Source organism: Clostridium sp. YIM B02500 (assembly GCF_022324665.1).
Lineage (GTDB): Bacteria > Bacillota > Clostridia > Clostridiales > Clostridiaceae > Clostridium > Clostridium beijerinckii.
Map to the genome: position 1 here is coordinate 14,462 of NZ_JAKGTE010000006.1, position 17,528 is coordinate 31,989.

Below are 17,528 nucleotides of genomic sequence, written 5' to 3' on the forward strand. Positions count from 1 at the left end.
GAGGGCTTTCAATGCAAACAGTTGTAGGTGTAGTATTTGTATTGATCATGATAATAATTGGGATGATTTTCGGAAGGTTAGCACAATTCATAGGTATCATTATTAGTGGAATTGCTAAGTTTTTTAAGAAACTATTTTAAAAGAAGTAAGTGTTAGTATTGATATTTTTTATAATCAGAGATGTAAGAATATTGAAGTTAAGTAAAATAATATGTGTGTAATTGAATAGCGAAATAAATGTTTGAGAAGGAAAATATTATGGAGTTAAGCAAATTGATATATAAAAGAGCGGATATACAAAATGCTGATATTATGTTAGAAATTATACATAGGTGCATGAAAGAAGTGAATTATATAGATTATAATGAGAGTGAATTTCAAAAATATTTAGGTACATTTACTGCAAATTGGCTAAAAAACATTATTGAAACAAGACATTATTATGAAGTTTGGCATAATAACAAGATTATTGCTTGTGGAGGAGTAAGTAGAGATTATAGTCAAGAAAAACAAAGCTATTTTACTGCTATATTCGTAAATCCCGATTATAGGGGGAAAGGTATAGGAAGAGACCTTGTACATCATCTTGAACTTGATGAATGGTGCCTTGATAGCAATTTGATTGAAATTCCATTTTCCAAAAGTTCTCATAAATTTTATAATAAGCTTGGTTATGGGTATAGATCATATCCACCAGTATTCAATAAAAATGATGGTTCAACTATTATGTATAAATATAAGAAAGTATAACATGACATAACTGCAATTAAAGTTAGAAGCAGTGATCAAAAGGGAGAGAGTGAAAATGACTGCATACGAAAATAGTTTAAATATTTTAGAAGTGTTATTTGCAAAAGATTATCAATTTGCTTTAGCAACATCAAATGATAATACTCCATCTGTTAGGTTTGTGGATACCTTTTATGACAATGGTGTATTTTATATTGTTTCTTATGCAAAATCGCAAAAAGTACAAGAGATCGAAAAGAATAATAAAATATCAATGTGTAATAAATTATATCGTTTTACTGGAATCGCTCACAATATTGGTCATCAATTATTAGAAAAAAATTATGGGATTAGATGTCATGGTTTCTTTATGAAAGTAATTGAAAGAGAACTAAATGTATCATAAAACGTAATAGTAAATTTATGGGAAGCAATAGTGTTTATTTAACTAAAAGATAAATAGAAATTTGTAACGAAAATAAAATATGAGGAGAATGTTAAATGAGAGAAATTATAAGAACAGAAATAGACGAAGAATGGGCGCACTCTGCGATTGTTGAGGCAGGAAATCATGTATATATAAGCTATTGCATGAAGAATGAGGGACAAGCAATAGAAAATCAAATAAATGGTGCATTTGATGTTTTGAGTGAAAGACTTGAAAAGATAGGCTTGACATTGAAATCTGTAGTGCAAATGGATTGCTTATTTAGAGATATTAAAGATTTATCGTTTTTAGGAGAAATAATTAAGGAGAGATTTGAAGGAAAATATCCAGCAAGAAAGGCATTTGAAACAAAGTTTATTAGAGATGGAATTGACTTTCAGGTTGATGCAGTAGCTTTCAGAGAGAATTAAATAAATTCAAAATTATCTTTTAGTTAGTTCGAAACTGAAGAGTATTATGAATTAGACATCTAAAGAATTGTTAAGGGTAGTGTGAGAATATATGGATGAATACATAAAAAAGTTAAGAAAGCATATTGGTAATTCACCATTACTTCTTGTAGCAGCAGGAGCCATAATCTATAAAAATAGAGAAATATTATTACAGAGAAGAGCAGACAGTGGTAAATGGGCAATACATGGAGGAGTTCTAGAATTAGGAGAAACAGTAGAGGAAACAGTTAAACGTGAATTGAATGAAGAAATAGGTATAAATCCAATCAAATTGAAATTTTATAAGGTTTTTTCAGAAGAAGATATGTATACAGTATATCCAAATGGTGACGAAGTATATTATATTAATGTGATTTTTCTATGTGATGAATATGAAGGGGAATTAAAACAGGATAATAATGAGGTAACCGAACTCAAATGGTTTGATGTTGATAATCTTCCTGTAGATATTAATTCCCCTGTTGATAAAGCAATACTAAGTGATATTGAGAAAGTTTTATCATAATAACATAAAGCGATTTGTTTTACACCATATTCTTATATTACGTATTATAGATGAACAATCCAGCCTATATTTTTTAGTCTATATTTTAACATTACATTAAAACACAGCCAAAAACAAAAATGCCAACCTTTCAATTTTAGAAAAGTTGGTGTTTTCATTTTCTAAAAGCTTTTAAATGAACTACCAGATATAGATATCCAATCTAAGAATTACACTTATGGATTGAAATATATGCTATATCAGAAAGGACAGGTACTCTTTTGCGCAGTGTTACATTAGAGAATATGTTGTAGGAATTTCTTCATTAGAAGTTGTTCCATTTTGCTTGTCACGGGCTTGCCTCGGGAGCATGCTGAAATGGTGCAATTTCTGATGTTAGAAATCCTCAACTTATTCTCAGTAACCGGAACAACAGAGTACCTGTTCTTTCGGTATTTTACCACATAATTCTAAGTTATATCCTCATTAATTTCAGGTATAGCCATTTTTAAGAACTCTTCCATTGCTCGCGTGAAGTATTTTCCCTTTTTGGTGTAGAAATATACGTTACGGCAAATGCTATCCTCATTCAGCTTATAATAGATTACGTTAGGGTCAGGTTTTGTATATCTTATAAGCGTATCACTTAAAAAGCTGATGCCCATTCCATAGCAGGTAAGGTTATAAGACGTAACTAACTGATCTAATTTTAAAATCACATTTGGTGAAAAGTTATGATGTTGACATATCTTCTCAGCACGTTTACGTGTATCATTTCCAGATCTTAAAAATAGAAATGGTTCATCCTTAAATAGTTCCAAAGGAACACTAGGTGTAGACGAATCAAGATGTTTATTATTTATTATGTCATGAGCAGTTAATTGATAATTTATAGTTTTACTATTAACTTCAAATTTCTTTGGAACAGCTAAAAGCAAGTTTTCATTACAGTACTTATGTCTAGAATATAGATTTTCGTTAAACTCATAATTATCTATAACAAGATCCAAAGCACCAGAGAAGAGTTGCTGCTCTAAAAGTGCAGTATTAGCTTCAACCATATGAATAGAAACTAGGGGGAATTTTTCTCTAAAGTCTGTGATTATAGGAGGAAGAATATAAGAAGCAAAAAGATTACTTCCGCCTATGGCTATATTTCCAGTACGTAACTCGTTCATATTGCTTAAGAAATTCTCGAATCCATTTTCGATATCAAGAATCTTTTCTATACATTTTACATACTCCTGTCCGCAAGGAGTTAATTGAATTGGATTTGTACTTCGGTCAAACAAAGGAAAACCTACACGCGCTTCTATCTTTTTTATAGTTGCACTAAGGGAAGGTTGAGAAATATACAGGTTTTGAGCGGCTTTTGAAAAACTTTTTTCCTTATTAACTTCATACACATATTCCATACCTTTAAACATAAATAACCTCCACATATAAATAAAAATCTATAATACTTATATTATTATATGTATTTGATTATATTGTAGAGGACACTTATAATTAAGTCAACAGATGAATTAGAAGAATTTGATAATAAACCAATAATTTATACAAGAAGTGCCGATTATAATGTGGGGGCGAAGGTTATGATAAGGGAAATAAAGTTAGAAAATAAAGATATCAATTTCCGTAAGGAGAACGACTCAATTGGAAGCAAGGACATACCTGAAGATGTATATTATGGTGTACAATCTTTGCGTGCTGCTGAAAACTTTAGGATTACTGGATTGTTCATGCATCCAGAAATTATAAATAGTTTAGCGTATATAAAGAAAGCAGCTGCTATAACAAATTGTGAAGTTGGAGTTTTAGACAAAAAGATTGCAGATGCAATTGTAAAAGCTTGTGATGAGATATTAAGAGGAAATCTGCATGAATACTTTATTGTTGACCCAATTCAAGGTGGAGCAGGAACTTCACTTAATATGAATGCTAATGAGGTCATAGCCAACCGTGCAATTGAGATACTTGGAGGTAAAAAAGGAGAATATTCTATTGTACATCCAAATGATCATGTAAACTGCGGACAATCCACTAACGATGTTATACCAACAGCAGGGAAAATTACTGCTTTAAAATTATTGGAACATGCTCAAAGTGAGCTATATAGATTACATGATGCATTTTCACAAAAAGCTATAGAATTTGATCACATAATAAAAATGGGAAGAACTCAAATGCAAGATGCAGTACCAATTCGTTTAGGTCAAGAATTTAAAGCTTATTCAGTAGCCATAATGAGAGATGTTAACCGTATGGAAAAAGCTATGGATGAGATGCGAGTTCTTAATATGGGAGGAACTGCAATAGGTACTGGAGTTAATGCAGACGTAAAGTATCTTAAACGAGTTGTTCCAAATCTATCAGAGATTACTGGAATGGACCTTATACAAGCTTTTGATTTAATAGATTCAACACAAAACTTAGATTCCTTTGTAGCAGTATCAGGAGCTGTTAAGGCTTGTGCAGTAACATTATCTAAGATTGCTAATGACTTAAGATTAATGTCTTCTGGACCAAGAACAGGATTTGGAGAAATTAATCTTCCAGCAAAACAAAATGGTTCTTCTATCATGCCAGGAAAAGTTAACCCAGTTATTCCTGAGGTAGTAAACCAAGTGGCATTCAATATTATTGGTAATGATACGACAATCACAATGGCAGCAGAAGGTGGACAATTAGAACTTAATGCATTTGAACCAATTATATTCTATTGTTTATTTCAATCAATTGATACTCTAACTTATGCAGTTCAAACTTTCATAGATAATTGTGTAAAAGGTATTACAGCCAATGAAGAAAGATGCCGTGATTTAGTAGAAAACAGTGTTGGAATAATTACAGCAATTTGCCCACACGTAGGATATTCAACAGCTGCAAACCTAGCTAAAGAAGCTATAAAAACAGGAACATCTATTAGGACTTTGATATTAGAAGCAGGACTTTTAAGTGAAGATGAACTAAATGAAATTTTAGATCCATTTAATATGACAGAGCCGGGGATATCAGGAAAGAAATCTATTAGCAATGAATTAAAAACAGTTTAATAAATTTTTGTAAATAAGCTTAAAATTAAATAGCAAGAGAAATCATTTGGAGTGATATGAGATTCATAATTTTAATCTCATATCACTCTTTATTTTTATGTTCTTAGCACATAGCAAACTCCATATTAATTAATTGACATAAAAAAAATTTTTCTAATTCATATGAGGATGTTTGAACCAGATGCTATATTCTAAAAAAGAATCCTGTAATATGCGATTAATGCACTAAAATAGAGGGTTTAACGTATAATATTTGAGTTGAAATTTGAATGAATTTAATTTATAAAAGTCGCACTAACGAATATTTTGATAAGCTTAAAATGGATTTTTTTGATTATTCAGAATTTTAAAAACATAGGAATAAATGATTTTTTATGTTATAATACATGCGGAAATTGAATTTTCTTGTATAAATTTTCAAAAGTGAGACATTATGTCAGCGCTTGATTATAAAAGCAATAAGAAATTTAGTAAAATAACATTATTTTTTTAATAAAAATCTATTGTTTTTTTATTAAGTATGTTTAAATTTGGAATTTTGTCTTTTTAAATACTTATAAGGTTTTATCAAATATATTCTCTGTAGTAAGTTTTTGAAAAGAGAAAATTCTAAGTTGCAGCATTTTAGAAGGGGGATATTAAAATGAAAAAATTAGGATTAGCATTTCAAATTCTTCTAGGGCTTGTGCTAGGTATTGCAATAGGAGCTGCTTTTTATGGCAATCCAGTTGTAGCATCATACTTACAGCCTATTGGAGATATATTCATCAGACTAATCAAAATGATAGTTGTTCCTATAGTATTTTCATCACTTGTTGTTGGTGTTGCTGGTGTAGGTGATATTAAGCAGGTAGGAAAAATAGGAGGAAAAACTATACTGTATTTTGAAATAGTAACTACAGTTGCCATTGTAATAGGACTAGTTGTAGCCAATGTGGCTCATCCAGGAAGTGGAATTAATATTCAACAACTTTCGTCAGTTAGTATCGAAAAATATATGAATACAGCTGAAACTGTATCTAGCCATGGTTTTGCAGATACATTTTTAAATATTGTTCCAACAAATATCTTTGAATCTCTTTCAAAAGGTGATTTACTTGCGGTTATATTCTTTTCAGTTATGTTTGGTTTAGGTGTTGCTGCAATTGGAGAAAAAGGAAAGCCTGTTCTTGCTTTTTGCCAAGGTGTGGCTGATTCAATGTTTTGGGTAACTAATCAAATTATGAAACTTGCACCACTTGGAGTATTTGGATTAATTGGTGTAACAGTTTCTAAATTTGGAGTAGCCTCATTGATTCCATTAGGTAAATTAGTTATTAGTGTTTATGTAGCTATGATTTTCTTTATATTTGTTATATTTGGCTTGATAGGTAAGATGTGTGGTTCAAGCATTATATCACTTATGAAGATTTTAAAAGATGAAATTATTCTTGCGTACACTACAGCAAGTTCTGAAGCAGTTTTACCAAAACTTATGGAGAAGATGGAAAAGTATGGCTGTCCGAAAGCTATTACATCTTTTGTTATTCCAACTGGGTATTCATTTAACTTAGATGGATCTACCTTATATCAGGCGATTGCAGCACTTTTTATCGCCCAAATATATGGGATAAATCTGCCAATTGCTACGCAAATAAATTTAGTATTTGTACTAATGGTTACATCAAAAGGTATGGCTGGAGTTCCAGGAGCATCCTTTGTTGTTTTATTAGCAACCGTTGGTTCTGTAGGTATACCTGTAGAAGGGGTAGCTTTCATTGCAGGAATAGATCGTATTGTTGATATGGCAAGAACTGTTGTTAATATAATTGGAAACTCATTAGCTGTTATCGTTATTTCCAAATGGGAAGGGAAATATGATACAGAAAAAGGAAAGAAATATTTGAACATTATCAAAAAAGCAGCTTAATCACATAGAAACATGTGAATCTCAAAAAGCAGAAATAATGTTATTTTCAAGGACTATGGAAATATCGCTGAAAGTACTAAATTGCAGGTTTCATCACTAATGCTTGCTCCAAATTTCATTGTGACAAGCATTAGTTAAACAACCTACAATTAAGAACTTTTAACTGAAAATTTTTAAAAATAAGTATAGAATATTCTATGCTTATTTTTTTTGATTTCTGCATGAAAGTAATGCTGTTATTAATTGATTGTATTAGTTAAATCCAGTTAAATTATCGAAATTCATAGATTCAAAATGAACTAATAAGGGCAATAAGTATGTAGGAATATATTAAACAATTGTAGACCTGGTCATTATAATTACTTGTATTATTGAGTTTGTGATTTAGAGTTACAATGTGTAGATTTGACGCAGTAAATTATAAAAATGTTCTTTAAAAACTGAATAATGCGATTTTTGCAAAATATGCTCTAATTAATGAAGAATAGTAAGTTATTGTTCATTAACTGCTAAAAAACAAGCAAAGGCCGCATAATGGATACTAATCCAGTATTTGGCCTATTTTTACATGTATGTCGTATGTACACGATGTTATTTGCAATCGGATTTATTAAAATCTCTGAGCATTTCAGTAAATTTTTCAATTTGGTAATCATCCCATTTTGAAATGCGTTCATAGAATATGGATTCCTTTTCTTTTAAAGCATTTAGTGTTTTTTGTCGTCCAAGTTCAGTTAAAGATAATAGTATTCCTCTTCGATCATCAGGAGATATTTCACTTTTCACATAACTCAGGCTTTTGAGTTGATTGACAAGGCGGCTTACAGAGCTGCGATCCATAGCTACTGATTCTGCTAAAACTGTAGCGCTTGTTGGGCCAAATGAGAAAAGCCAACGGACAAGCAGAAAGGCTGCGGGCTGTAATGTTGAATCGAAGCGAGCTGCGGTTCTGACATTGATCGCATGTGAGGCACTTATAAGTGCATTTAATTGTTCGCCAAGTTCCAATTCTAATTGTGTTCTCTTAGTGTTATTGTCCATAGTACACCTCAATTTAATATTTTAACTCATATAATAAAATGTTTGACATATATCAAGTAAAAATGTATACTTGATATATGTCAAGTATAGTTATTTATTTATTACAAGTCAAGTAAATCCGATACATTAAATTTACGGTATATACACATGATATTAAATAATAATTTATTATACAAATATTAAGGAGGAGGATTATTGTGAATACTCAACCAATTGCTGTAATCACTGGTGCCACTAATGGGCTTGGACAAATCGTTGCGATTGAATTAGCAAAACGAGGTACTCACCTTGTATTGACTGCTCGGAACAGAAGGAAAGCAGAAGAGACTAAAGAGATGATAAAGAATATTGCACCAAAAACAGAAATAGACTTCTTTTTCGGAAATCTGTCATTGATGGAAGATGTCAGAAAGATCGGAAATGAGATTAAAGCCTCATATCCCAATATTGATGTGCTTGTGAATAATGCAGGACTGCACGCATTTGAGCAGCGAATAACATCCGAGGGCTTTTCAGAAATGATAGCAGTGAATTATTTGGCTCCATGGGTATTAACCTATACATTAAAACAATCTTTAATAAATTCAGGAAATGCTAGGGTTATCAACGTTGCTTCGGAGGCATCTCGAAAACATGGTGAACTTAAGTTACCAGATGATTTGATAAATACTAATACATTTACTTCTAGAGAGTCATCTTTGCTTTATGGAAAAACTAAGTTGCTCGATATTATGTTTACTGGGGAATTGTCACACCGATTCAAAGGAACAGGAGTCACTGTTAATGCACTCGATCCGGGATTTAATGTGACGGGTCTTGGACGTGAGCTTTGGTTTGCTTCCGTACTTGAACGTATATTAAAATTTTTGCATATAGGAGATCCGCATAAAGGGGCTGATATTATTCTTCGTTTAGCAATAGAGTCGCAATATCAGGGGGTGACGGGTGGCTACTTTAGTGCTGGAACTGGCAAGCTTATTGTTCCTGTGTATCCTGGTGGGGATGGCACTATGCAAAATAAATTGTGGAATGATACTAAAGAATTGTTGCAACAAAAAGGATTTATAGAGTAAACAAATGTACTAGTACTACTTTTATAAAAATAAATAACAAATTGTAAAAATCGCATTATTCAAGCATTTGAATTTGCGATTTTTTGTTGCACAATTCTAAAAATGAGTACAAAAAATGCCCCAATAAAGGGGCGTATATGTATGTGATAATTAATATTTGCGGGGTATTTATATTATACGTTAATATGTCTTAAATAATACGTAATTAAAATATCATATTCCCACATTAAATGGATTGAAAATGGAGTACAGATCTGATTATGGAGACATCCTTAGTTTATGAGTATTTTATGAAATTATTCATGATAAAAATAATAAAAGATCCATAAAAATAAGTAACTCAAAAATTAATGGATAAAAGTGTAAAGAATTATAAATAAAGAGTAACTAAAAGATAAAAATAACGATCAAGAGGTTTCCTTTAATTATATGAAGGTTAACTTCATATAATTAAAAATATTAATATAATTCTTAAATAAGTATTCAAACAATTCAATTCAAATTAATATGCTAAGTAGTTTGGGAATTTTGAAATTTAAGATGTAAAAGATAATTGACCACTACCAGCTATTATGACTTTATAACCATATTGCATAGGATTTAAGACATATTGCAATGAGTTTGGCTCAAAGCGTATAGATTGTTCCATTTGAGTAGCCACCTTTCACAATTCGAGTGTTATACAAGTAAGTAATTAAATTTATCATGTGGAATTATTAAATAAATATGCATAATGTAGATTTGGTGAAGTAAATAAAATATGTTCTTTGAAAACTGAATGATGTGATATTTAAAAATCTGTTATAATATTTATTAAACAAAAGAAAGTTTATTTAATAGATATTACGGAGGCTAAGGTTATGATAAAGAAAGAAGATATGCCTGTTTGTGATGTTGCCACAACTGTACAGATATTGGGCAGTAAGTGGAAACTATTAATTATAAGAGATTTAATAGATGGACCAAAGCGAAACAGTGAAGCAATGGGGACATTTGTATAAAGAGCGATTATAGAGACTTTTTTGTGCGTAATGTTTATATAAAAAAAGTCGTTATATAATAGTTTTATGAAGGAGCTGATATTATATGAAGACAGTTTTAGAAGTTATAAAAGAAAGAAGATCTATAAGATTTTTTAAAGAAGAACAGATAAAAAAAGAAGAGTTAGAGAAAATTTTAGAGGCTGGTTTATGGGCGCCGTGTGCAGGAAATCTACAAGCGGTAAAATTTGTTGTAGTTCAAGATAAGAGATTAAATGATGAATTGGGAAAGATAAATAGAGAACTTTTCGGAGCTGCAAGGAGAAACGATAAATCAAGTGGAAGTATTGCTGATGATGATAGTATTAAAAGTGCTTTTTATAAAGCTCCTGTAGTAATTTATTTATTTGCACCAGATAATTATCCTTATGCAATTCATGACTGTTGTGTTGCAAGTCAAAATATTATGCTTGAAGCAGCAGAAATAAATATTGGTTCTGTTTGTATTTCAAGAGGAGAAAAAACATTTGAAACTGAATTAGGTAAGAAAAGTAAGGAAAAATGGGGATTAGATAGTACTTATCAATGTCATGGTATTATTCCTCTTGGTTACATATCTAAAAATGGTAAACCACAGCCAAGGAAAGAAAATAGAATTATTTTTGATTAAAAAGATTTATGTATTGTTTAAAATTTAATAACGTATTTAAATATCACATTATCATAGTAATAGATAGATAATGTGATGTTTTTTATGTACAGTACTTCACAATACTCAAAGTGTGTATTAGGAAGGCGATGAAGAGACCCTAACTAGATGCCTCTCGAGAAAAATCTAAGGTTCCTCTACCTAGTATAATAATTATATAGTCATTTTTGAGAGGTATTAAATCATACTTTTTTGATTGCGGTATCAATCGTATGAGTTGAATTAGATTTGGTTTAGAGTCATAAATAATCAGTAAAGCACGTTCGTTAAAAGAGTTATTTTGAACAGCATAGTTAGTATCGGGAGATAACTTTAAATCATTTATTGTATATATACCTTGGCTACCATATGAGGATATCTGTGCATAAGATATTGTGTTATTAGCAAAGAATAAACATGAAAAAAATAAGAATACAGAAATGGATCTTTTCATAAATATTCTCACCTGCCTTTAGATTTAAGTAATATTTTAAGATATAATAACTTCTCCTTTGCCAATGACAGTCACTAAATAGCTAGTAAATGGAGGTTGAAAGGAATATTTTTTTGATAAAGGTGCTAATTCAATAGACTCGTAAACAATTTCATTAGTGTCAGAGATAAGTACAACAACATATTCATTGGGTGAAATGTTTTGTAAATCATAAATTTTATTTGGAGATAAATTTAATTGTTCACTTGTATAGATACCTTGAGAAAGAGGTTTTGAGTTAGCTAATGAACAAACAATAAAAGTATTAAATGAAAAGAACAAAAAAAGAAAAAATGTAATACTAAATCTTTTCACGATATATAATCACCTCAATATAACTTTAGCGTAGATAGTTAAAGAAACTATCATTATTATGATTAGTTTTAAATAATATTATTCAAAAGAAATTTAATTTGATAAATGATTTGATACGTAATTCTATTAACGCAGTAAAATATAAAATGTTCTTTGAAAATTGAATAATGTGATTTTTACACAATATGCTATAGTTAATACATAATGGTGAATAAATGGGGATTAAATTGAAAATTTATAATAGCTGATTTATAATACTAACTATATTAAGTTGTAAAGATGGTAATAGGAATATGAAAAAAGTTTGTATGCCATATTCCTATATTGTCTCCATGAAACTTAAGGGGCAACAGTAGTTAAGTGAACTGTTATTAAGGAGTTTGTAATGAAAAAAGTAAGATTATTAAATTTTATACCACTAATAATTGCAGCGCCTCCAGTCATTATTGGAGTGATAGTAATGTATTTGCACAATGTTGCTGTCTTTACTGTTGGACAAAATATTTTTTGTTTATTAATAGGGGGATTGATTTCATCTTTTGTTGTATCAAGAAAAGAAAAAATGAAAGGTATTAATACTGAGAGCGTCACTATATTTGTCTCAGTAATACTACTATTTCTAACTCTTATTAATTCAGGAATGGAAGGGGTACATAGATGGATATCTCTTGGACCAATTAAGTTCTATGTGGCAAGTATAGTTTTGCCTATTGTGATTATTAAGTTATGGGGGGGATTGGTGAATGGAAAACAGAGGGTGACCATAATTACTACAATAATTGTATCACTCCTTTTACTAAGACAGCCAGATGCTTCGCAGTTAACTGCATTTATAATTCCAATGATTATTCTTATATGGAATAACACCAGAAACAATATAATTCGTTTTAGTATTGCAGGAGCACTTTTAATAATGGCTGTTGTTTCGTGGGTGTATTTAGATGCATTACCACCTGTATCATATGTAGAAGAAATACTTAGTCTTGCAGCTAATACCGGAATCATATGGTTTGTTTTAGGAGTTATATCATTAGTTATATTACCATTGCCATTTATAATCTTTCCCCAAAAGGACTCAAAACTAATATCCAGGTGTATTGGTATATATTTTATTATTATATTGATATCTACACAATTTGGGAACTTCCCAATTCCATTGATGGGATACGGGATTTCTCCTATTATAGGTTACTTTATAGCAATTACCTGGCTGGTTAAGGATAAAGCCAAAAAGAAAAATCAGATAAAATAATCGATTATGTTAATTCATAACATTCTGAAATCATGAATCAATAAAAATAAATAACAAATTGTAAAGTCGCATTATTCAAGAGATGGAATTTGCGATTTTTTTATGCGTACTATGTAGATATTGTGCAGTAATTTAAAATAAAAATTCGATCTTTGAAAATTGAATAATGCGGTATTTATAAATTATATTATAATAATTAAATTAGTAATAGTATTCTTAAGCTACATATGTGTGTTTAGAAGTAAGGTTAGATGATGTAAAATAAGCATCATATCTTTGCAAATCATATAGATATCATAATGAGAGAAAAATAAGAGGAATCATCTTATTCGGAAAATTTCTCTTATTTATTACTGCATCACTCATAATGCTTCCTTAATGACTTATTAAATTCTAGCAGCTACAATCTGAACTAGCAATAATTGCAGAAAGTGTTGCATTGTTTAATGTTGCTACAGTACCTATAGCAGAGGAAAATGTTATTTCAGCAGAATAAGTGCAGCATTCATTAGATTGACAAGTATTACAATCGCAGACAAAGAAGCTAAAAGTGCTTGCACTAGCCAAAAGAGCAGAGCTACCATAGCTGTAAGAGGCTATTGGAACTCTAAGATTATAAGGACAGTTTTTAAAGATTGTTACTATAATATTAATTGTTGCTCCTTCAGTACCTGAGATTACTTCAACATTAGATGCAAATTCAATATTCACACAAGGATTATTACACCATTTAGGAATACCTACTGGAACTGTAGCTAGTACTAGTGGAGTTGCTGGGGTAGTAGCAGGTACTGAGATTAATCCGCTAGAGCCACTACATTTTAAAATAGTTGAACAGTGTTCTTTTTCTTTTTTGCAATCATAATGATAAACATTTGATTCTGAATTCATAATGAAATCCTCCTTTTAATTATATTGATATAAATTAAGAGCTAGCAGAAAAAATTGACTTAGTAAGGAATATTATTGATTATATACAAATGCAACACATTTGAAATTATCATATAAAATATAGGAGACTTTTCTATACCTAATTATATGACAGTTAAAGTGGTATTGATTATAAACTAAAGTAAAAATTAATGTATTGTATAAGGTTATATTTCTTCTTGTAGTCCTTACATTGTGTATTAGTAAAAATAAATAATTAAGTTAAAATATCGTATTATTTTAGAAGTGAATTTGTGATGTTTTTGTTGCACAATACTAAAACAGGAGGTAAAGTGATGAGTAAAAGATTTGAAGATCAAGTAATGAAATTTGATATAACAAATACAAAGTTAAAAATTGAGATAACATTAAAAGATTTAGCATGGTTATTTGAAAATAGTCCAAGCAATTATGACCTTGATGGTGAAGGCCCAGCAAAGGTTAAAAGAGGTAAAAGAAAAGAATTTGCTGAGTTTATTGTAAATAGACTTAAAGATGATTCGAGCGAAGATTCAAATAATGTAGTTTAGGGAGAACCTTTTGAAATGATATTTGAAGAAATATTAGAAGGTGCAGAAGATGAAATAGTTAAATATCCGAACGAAGAAGATTATTAAAATCGGAGGTTGAAGTAATGAAGTCTTTATTTGATATTCATTGTATTGCAATTATTAGAAGCACTCAAGCGACATTAGATTTTTTAAAAAAATCTAAAAAGCCGAAAATAGTTAATATTACATCAAGATTAGGATCATTAAGTGCAATGGCATCAGGAGAATTTGAGGATCGTAATTTTCCATATTCGTATCGCTAAAGCGTCTCAAAATATGTTGAGTATTTGCTTGAAACAAGAACTTAAATCATACGATACAGATGTTATTTCAATTCATCCAGGAAAAGTTAAAACACAATCAGGTTCATCCGATGCAAATTCAAGTGCATGTGAATCTGCTAGAAAGATATTCAAATGGATTGAAGGCGATAATACTATAAAACTTAGTAAATTGTTTTTAATTAACAAGGGGGGGAATGTTTATGGTAAATATGTTGTTTAGTTCATATAATTTTCACGAAAGTTGGGCAAAAGATATAGTATCGAAATATATAAATTCTAATGATAAAGTTTTAATAATTCCATTTTCATTTGGCGAAAATATATGTAGTGATAATGATTGGCAGAATGCCTATAGTAAGAATAATGGTAGATATTATGAAAGTATCGTTGTTCCATTTTTGAATTACGGAATTAAAGAAGAAAATATAAATTGGATAAATTATTTTAAAGATACAGAGGAAAATGCGAAAGTTAAAATAAAAAATGCTAACATAATATTTTTTACTGGTGGTCTGCCAGATAAAATGATGTTACGTCTTAAAAAGTTTAATTTCATTGATGATATTGAAAACTTTACAGGTGTCATTATTGGCAGTAGTGCAGGAGCAATGATCCAAATATCAGAATATCACATTACTCCAGATGAAGATTATAAAATATTTACATACAATACAGGACTAAATTTGATTAAGGAGTTTGATATTGAAGTTCACTATGGAGAAACTGAAATTCAGAATAAATACATTAATAAGGTATTAGGAGAAAAGAGAGAGAAAGTATACGCAATTACAAATACTGGTGGAATAATTATTGATAATAAAAAGATAACCTTATTAGGGAATATTCAAACATTTAGCAAACAGTAATAAACAATATGTAGATTTGATGTAGTAAATAAAAAAGGTCTTCGAAAATTGAATAGTTCGGTATTACAGAATGTGCTATAATAAACTAAAGCGCAAATATCATTGTAAAAAGGAGATTGAAATGGCTAGGTCACGGAAAAAAGCCTTCTAAAATAGAATTACAAAAATTTTTAGGAGGCCCGAATTATGAATTTTAATTTAATAGATATTAATCATTGGAGTAGAAAGCCATACTTTGAACATTATTTAAATAATGTGAAATGTACTTATAGTATGACTGCCAATATAGAAATAACCGATTTATTTTATGAAATTAAACTTAAAAATATTAAATTTTATCCTACACTTATTTATATGATTGCAACTGTGGTTAATAATCATAAAGAATTCCGTATTTGTTTTGATCATGAAGGTAGTTTAGGATATTGGGATAGCATGAATCCAAGCTATACTATTTTCCATGAAGAAAACGAAACATTTTCAAGTATTTGGACGGAATATAACGAAAGTTTTTTACGTTTTTATAGTGATTATCTTGATGATATAAAAAACTATGGAAATATCATGAAGTTTACTCCGAAATCAAATCAGCCTGGCAATACATTTCCGGTATCAAGTATTCCTTGGGTGAGTTTTACAGGATTTAATTTGAATGTGTATAATGAAGGAACATATTTAATTCCTATTTTTACTGCAGGAAAGTATTTCAAACAAGGAAATAAAATATTTATTCCTATATCAATACAAGTACATCATGCTATCTGTGACGGTTATCATGCTAGTAGATTTATTAATGAAATGCAAGAATTAGCGTTTAGTTTTCAAGAATGGTTAGAAAATAAATAAATATATTTAGATAGTCATGTCTTGATTACATTATTTATAGAGTAATAAAAAATAAAGAATAGAAGAAATACCGCATTATTCAATAAAAATGAATTTGCGGTATTTGTTTACTTAAGTACTGCGCAATACTAAGATAAAACGTAATAGTAAATTATTGTGATGCAAAGATTATTTATTTATGGGCATTATCTATCTATATGATAACTCACAGAAAAGAAACAGTCTATATTTTTTTCAATTTATCCATATAATTAATATTGTTGCAACAGATAAATAATTAGATTGGAGAAAGAATATGATAAAGAAGAAAATAGCAAATATCCCTTTTGGACCATTCATTACAGTTTTAGCAGGCGCCATGGTTAATGGAAAACCAAACTATACCACAATAGGTGCATATGGTGTTGTAAGTGAGAAGCCTGTATTGTATATTTCACTGAAAAATTCCCACTATACAACTTCAGGTGTAGTAGAAAATGGATTCTTCAGTGTAAATATACCATCCTCTGAATCTATTTATAAGACTGATCTTTGCGGGTGCGTCTCTGGTAATAAAGAAGATAAATCAAATGTATTTGATTCGTTTTATGATGATGCAGGAAATGCACCAATGATAAAAGAATGCCCTGTAAATTATCTTTGTAAGGTAATACAGACAATTCCTATATTTGATTTTACGATGTTTATTGGAGAAATTGTTGCAGTATATGCGAATGAAGACTGTCTGGAAAATGGAACACCAAATGCCCTTGAGGTTAAACCAACAATTATGATGTATCCAGGGTACTATGATTTAAAGGATAAAGTTGGTACGTTATTTAAAACATATAGGAGCATCAGTACCGATGAACCTAGATAGCAAGCATTAATATAAGGATCATACGTAATCTTCTAATATGATTTATTAGTCATAAAAATAAGATGGTTGAACAATGGTAAATTCACATTTTTCTTAAATCATGAATCAATAAAATTAAATAACAAATTGTAAAATCGTATTATTCAAGAAATTGAATTTACGATTTTTTTTAATGTGTTATACCACTAAAATACGTTTTTTATTGATCAATTTTCAATCGTTTGTAGAATAAATAATAGAAAAAAATACTAAAAATATGGTATAATTGTATA

General features: G+C 29.8%; 21 protein-coding genes. 17 read left to right on the plus strand and 4 right to left on the minus strand.

The genetic code is table 11. The features are described from left to right. Positions 1-11 precede the first annotated feature (11 nt). From L1S46_RS26300 to L1S46_RS06445, 5 genes are all read left to right on the plus strand, one after another. Positions 12-140 carry a hypothetical protein gene (locus L1S46_RS26300; RefSeq protein WP_272904568.1) on the plus strand — a complete coding sequence of 43 codons (129 nt, stop codon included), beginning with the start codon at positions 12-14 and terminating at the stop codon, positions 138-140. 118 nt (positions 141-258) lie between these two features. Next, positions 259-750 carry a GNAT family N-acetyltransferase gene (locus L1S46_RS06430; protein ID WP_238899553.1) on the plus strand — a complete coding sequence of 164 codons (492 nt, stop codon included), beginning with the start codon at positions 259-261 and terminating at the stop codon, positions 748-750. 55 nt (positions 751-805) lie between these two features. Beyond that, positions 806-1,135, plus strand: coding sequence for a pyridoxamine 5'-phosphate oxidase family protein (locus L1S46_RS06435; RefSeq protein ID WP_238899554.1), 330 nt, complete (start codon positions 806-808; stop codon positions 1,133-1,135). A gap of 95 nt (positions 1,136-1,230) precedes the next feature. After that, positions 1,231-1,587: a RidA family protein gene (locus L1S46_RS06440; RefSeq protein WP_238899555.1), complete on the plus strand. Its 357-nt coding sequence runs from the start codon at positions 1,231-1,233 to the stop codon at positions 1,585-1,587. A gap of 91 nt (positions 1,588-1,678) precedes the next feature. Next, the gene (locus L1S46_RS06445) at positions 1,679-2,134 is read left to right on the plus strand and encodes an NUDIX domain-containing protein (RefSeq protein WP_238899556.1); all 456 of its coding nucleotides are present in this window, start codon (positions 1,679-1,681) and stop codon (positions 2,132-2,134) included. A 449-nt stretch (positions 2,135-2,583) separates the two neighbouring features. Here L1S46_RS06445 and L1S46_RS06450 read toward each other — a convergent pair whose 3' ends face one another. Then, entirely contained in the window at positions 2,584-3,540 is a 957-nt protein-coding gene (locus tag L1S46_RS06450) for a LysR family transcriptional regulator (protein ID WP_023973817.1), read from the minus strand. Positions 3,541-3,708: 168 nt separating this feature from the next. On the opposite strand from L1S46_RS06450, the gene L1S46_RS06455 reads away from it, so the two are divergent. Both L1S46_RS06455 and L1S46_RS06460 read left to right on the plus strand, forming a co-directional pair. Continuing rightward, entirely contained in the window at positions 3,709-5,169 is a 1,461-nt protein-coding gene (locus L1S46_RS06455; protein WP_077310109.1) for an aspartate ammonia-lyase, read from the plus strand. A 643-nt stretch (positions 5,170-5,812) separates the two neighbouring features. Beyond that, on the plus strand, positions 5,813-7,078 hold the full coding sequence (locus L1S46_RS06460) for a cation:dicarboxylase symporter family transporter (RefSeq protein WP_017210115.1): 1,266 nt from the start codon (positions 5,813-5,815) through the stop codon (positions 7,076-7,078). A 591-nt stretch (positions 7,079-7,669) separates the two neighbouring features. Here L1S46_RS06460 and L1S46_RS06465 read toward each other — a convergent pair. Continuing rightward, on the minus strand, positions 7,670-8,119 hold the full coding sequence (locus L1S46_RS06465) for a MarR family winged helix-turn-helix transcriptional regulator (protein ID WP_238859501.1): 450 nt from the start codon (positions 8,117-8,119) through the stop codon (positions 7,670-7,672). A 197-nt stretch (positions 8,120-8,316) separates the two neighbouring features. Between L1S46_RS06465 and L1S46_RS06470 the strand changes: the two genes are divergently transcribed. The 3 genes from L1S46_RS06470 (at position 8,317) to L1S46_RS06480 (ending at position 10,842) form a co-directional block, all read left to right on the plus strand. Beyond that, a complete protein-coding gene (locus tag L1S46_RS06470; protein ID WP_238899557.1) occupies positions 8,317-9,192 on the plus strand; it encodes an SDR family NAD(P)-dependent oxidoreductase in 876 nt (291 codons plus the stop codon). Between the two features lie 860 nt (positions 9,193-10,052). Beyond that, positions 10,053-10,193, plus strand: coding sequence for a winged helix-turn-helix transcriptional regulator (locus L1S46_RS06475; protein ID WP_197714526.1), 141 nt, complete (start codon positions 10,053-10,055; stop codon positions 10,191-10,193). A gap of 85 nt (positions 10,194-10,278) precedes the next feature. Then, positions 10,279-10,842, plus strand: coding sequence for a nitroreductase family protein (locus tag L1S46_RS06480; protein WP_238899558.1), 564 nt, complete (start codon positions 10,279-10,281; stop codon positions 10,840-10,842). A 508-nt stretch (positions 10,843-11,350) separates the two neighbouring features. Here the strand turns inward: L1S46_RS06480 and L1S46_RS06485 are convergent. Further along, complete coding sequence (locus L1S46_RS06485) at positions 11,351-11,668, minus strand: hypothetical protein (RefSeq protein WP_077856869.1); 318 nt, start codon at positions 11,666-11,668, stop codon at positions 11,351-11,353. Positions 11,669-12,053: 385 nt separating this feature from the next. Here L1S46_RS06485 and L1S46_RS06490 point away from each other — a divergent pair, with 385 nt between their 5' ends. Next, on the plus strand, positions 12,054-12,920 hold the full coding sequence (locus L1S46_RS06490; RefSeq protein ID WP_238899559.1) for a cell division protein: 867 nt from the start codon (positions 12,054-12,056) through the stop codon (positions 12,918-12,920). A gap of 393 nt (positions 12,921-13,313) precedes the next feature. Here the strand turns inward: L1S46_RS06490 and L1S46_RS06495 are convergent, their stop codons facing one another. After that, a complete protein-coding gene (locus L1S46_RS06495; protein ID WP_238859516.1) occupies positions 13,314-13,811 on the minus strand; it encodes a DUF4489 domain-containing protein in 498 nt (165 codons plus the stop codon). Positions 13,812-14,146: 335 nt separating this feature from the next. Between L1S46_RS06495 and L1S46_RS06500 the strand changes: the two genes are divergently transcribed. The 6 genes from L1S46_RS06500 (at position 14,147) to L1S46_RS06525 (ending at position 17,256) form a co-directional block, all read left to right on the plus strand. Beyond that, positions 14,147-14,380: a hypothetical protein gene (locus tag L1S46_RS06500; RefSeq protein WP_238859517.1), complete on the plus strand. Its 234-nt coding sequence runs from the start codon at positions 14,147-14,149 to the stop codon at positions 14,378-14,380. A 104-nt stretch (positions 14,381-14,484) separates the two neighbouring features. After that, the gene (locus L1S46_RS06505) at positions 14,485-14,664 is read left to right on the plus strand and encodes a hypothetical protein (protein ID WP_238859519.1); all 180 of its coding nucleotides are present in this window, start codon (positions 14,485-14,487) and stop codon (positions 14,662-14,664) included. 28 nt (positions 14,665-14,692) lie between these two features. Next, positions 14,693-14,905: a hypothetical protein gene (locus L1S46_RS06510; protein ID WP_238859521.1), complete on the plus strand. Its 213-nt coding sequence runs from the start codon at positions 14,693-14,695 to the stop codon at positions 14,903-14,905. Beyond that, positions 14,886-15,551: a Type 1 glutamine amidotransferase-like domain-containing protein gene (locus tag L1S46_RS06515; RefSeq protein WP_238859523.1), complete on the plus strand. Its 666-nt coding sequence runs from the start codon at positions 14,886-14,888 to the stop codon at positions 15,549-15,551. The genes L1S46_RS06510 and L1S46_RS06515 overlap by 20 nt, the downstream gene beginning before the upstream one ends. 186 nt (positions 15,552-15,737) lie before the next feature. Further along, positions 15,738-16,397 carry a type A chloramphenicol O-acetyltransferase gene (gene catA, locus L1S46_RS06520; protein WP_238859525.1) on the plus strand — a complete coding sequence of 220 codons (660 nt, stop codon included), beginning with the start codon at positions 15,738-15,740 and terminating at the stop codon, positions 16,395-16,397. 295 nt (positions 16,398-16,692) lie between these two features. Then, the gene (locus L1S46_RS06525; protein ID WP_238859526.1) at positions 16,693-17,256 is read left to right on the plus strand and encodes a flavin reductase family protein; all 564 of its coding nucleotides are present in this window, start codon (positions 16,693-16,695) and stop codon (positions 17,254-17,256) included. Positions 17,257-17,528: the final 272 nt, after the last annotated feature.

Coding starts and splice junctions, on each gene's coding strand:
- L1S46_RS26300 (WP_272904568.1), top strand. CDS start 12: ATGCAAACAGTTGTAGGTGTAGTATTTGTATTGATCATGATAATAATT.
- L1S46_RS06430 (WP_238899553.1), top strand. CDS start 259: ATGGAGTTAAGCAAATTGATATATAAAAGAGCGGATATACAAAATGCT.
- L1S46_RS06435 (WP_238899554.1), top strand. CDS start 806: ATGACTGCATACGAAAATAGTTTAAATATTTTAGAAGTGTTATTTGCA.
- L1S46_RS06440 (WP_238899555.1), top strand. CDS start 1,231: ATGAGAGAAATTATAAGAACAGAAATAGACGAAGAATGGGCGCACTCT.
- L1S46_RS06445 (WP_238899556.1), top strand. CDS start 1,679: ATGGATGAATACATAAAAAAGTTAAGAAAGCATATTGGTAATTCACCA.
- L1S46_RS06450 (WP_023973817.1), bottom strand. CDS start 3,540: ATGTTTAAAGGTATGGAATATGTGTATGAAGTTAATAAGGAAAAAAGT.
- L1S46_RS06455 (WP_077310109.1), top strand. CDS start 3,709: ATGATAAGGGAAATAAAGTTAGAAAATAAAGATATCAATTTCCGTAAG.
- L1S46_RS06460 (WP_017210115.1), top strand. CDS start 5,813: ATGAAAAAATTAGGATTAGCATTTCAAATTCTTCTAGGGCTTGTGCTA.
- L1S46_RS06465 (WP_238859501.1), bottom strand. CDS start 8,119: ATGGACAATAACACTAAGAGAACACAATTAGAATTGGAACTTGGCGAA.
- L1S46_RS06475 (WP_197714526.1), top strand. CDS start 10,053: ATGATAAAGAAAGAAGATATGCCTGTTTGTGATGTTGCCACAACTGTA.
- L1S46_RS06480 (WP_238899558.1), top strand. CDS start 10,279: ATGAAGACAGTTTTAGAAGTTATAAAAGAAAGAAGATCTATAAGATTT.
- L1S46_RS06490 (WP_238899559.1), top strand. CDS start 12,054: ATGAAAAAAGTAAGATTATTAAATTTTATACCACTAATAATTGCAGCG.
- L1S46_RS06495 (WP_238859516.1), bottom strand. CDS start 13,811: ATGAATTCAGAATCAAATGTTTATCATTATGATTGCAAAAAAGAAAAA.
- L1S46_RS06500 (WP_238859517.1), top strand. CDS start 14,147: ATGAGTAAAAGATTTGAAGATCAAGTAATGAAATTTGATATAACAAAT.
- L1S46_RS06505 (WP_238859519.1), top strand. CDS start 14,485: ATGAAGTCTTTATTTGATATTCATTGTATTGCAATTATTAGAAGCACT.
- L1S46_RS06515 (WP_238859523.1), top strand. CDS start 14,886: ATGGTAAATATGTTGTTTAGTTCATATAATTTTCACGAAAGTTGGGCA.
- catA (WP_238859525.1), top strand. CDS start 15,738: ATGAATTTTAATTTAATAGATATTAATCATTGGAGTAGAAAGCCATAC.
- L1S46_RS06525 (WP_238859526.1), top strand. CDS start 16,693: ATGATAAAGAAGAAAATAGCAAATATCCCTTTTGGACCATTCATTACA.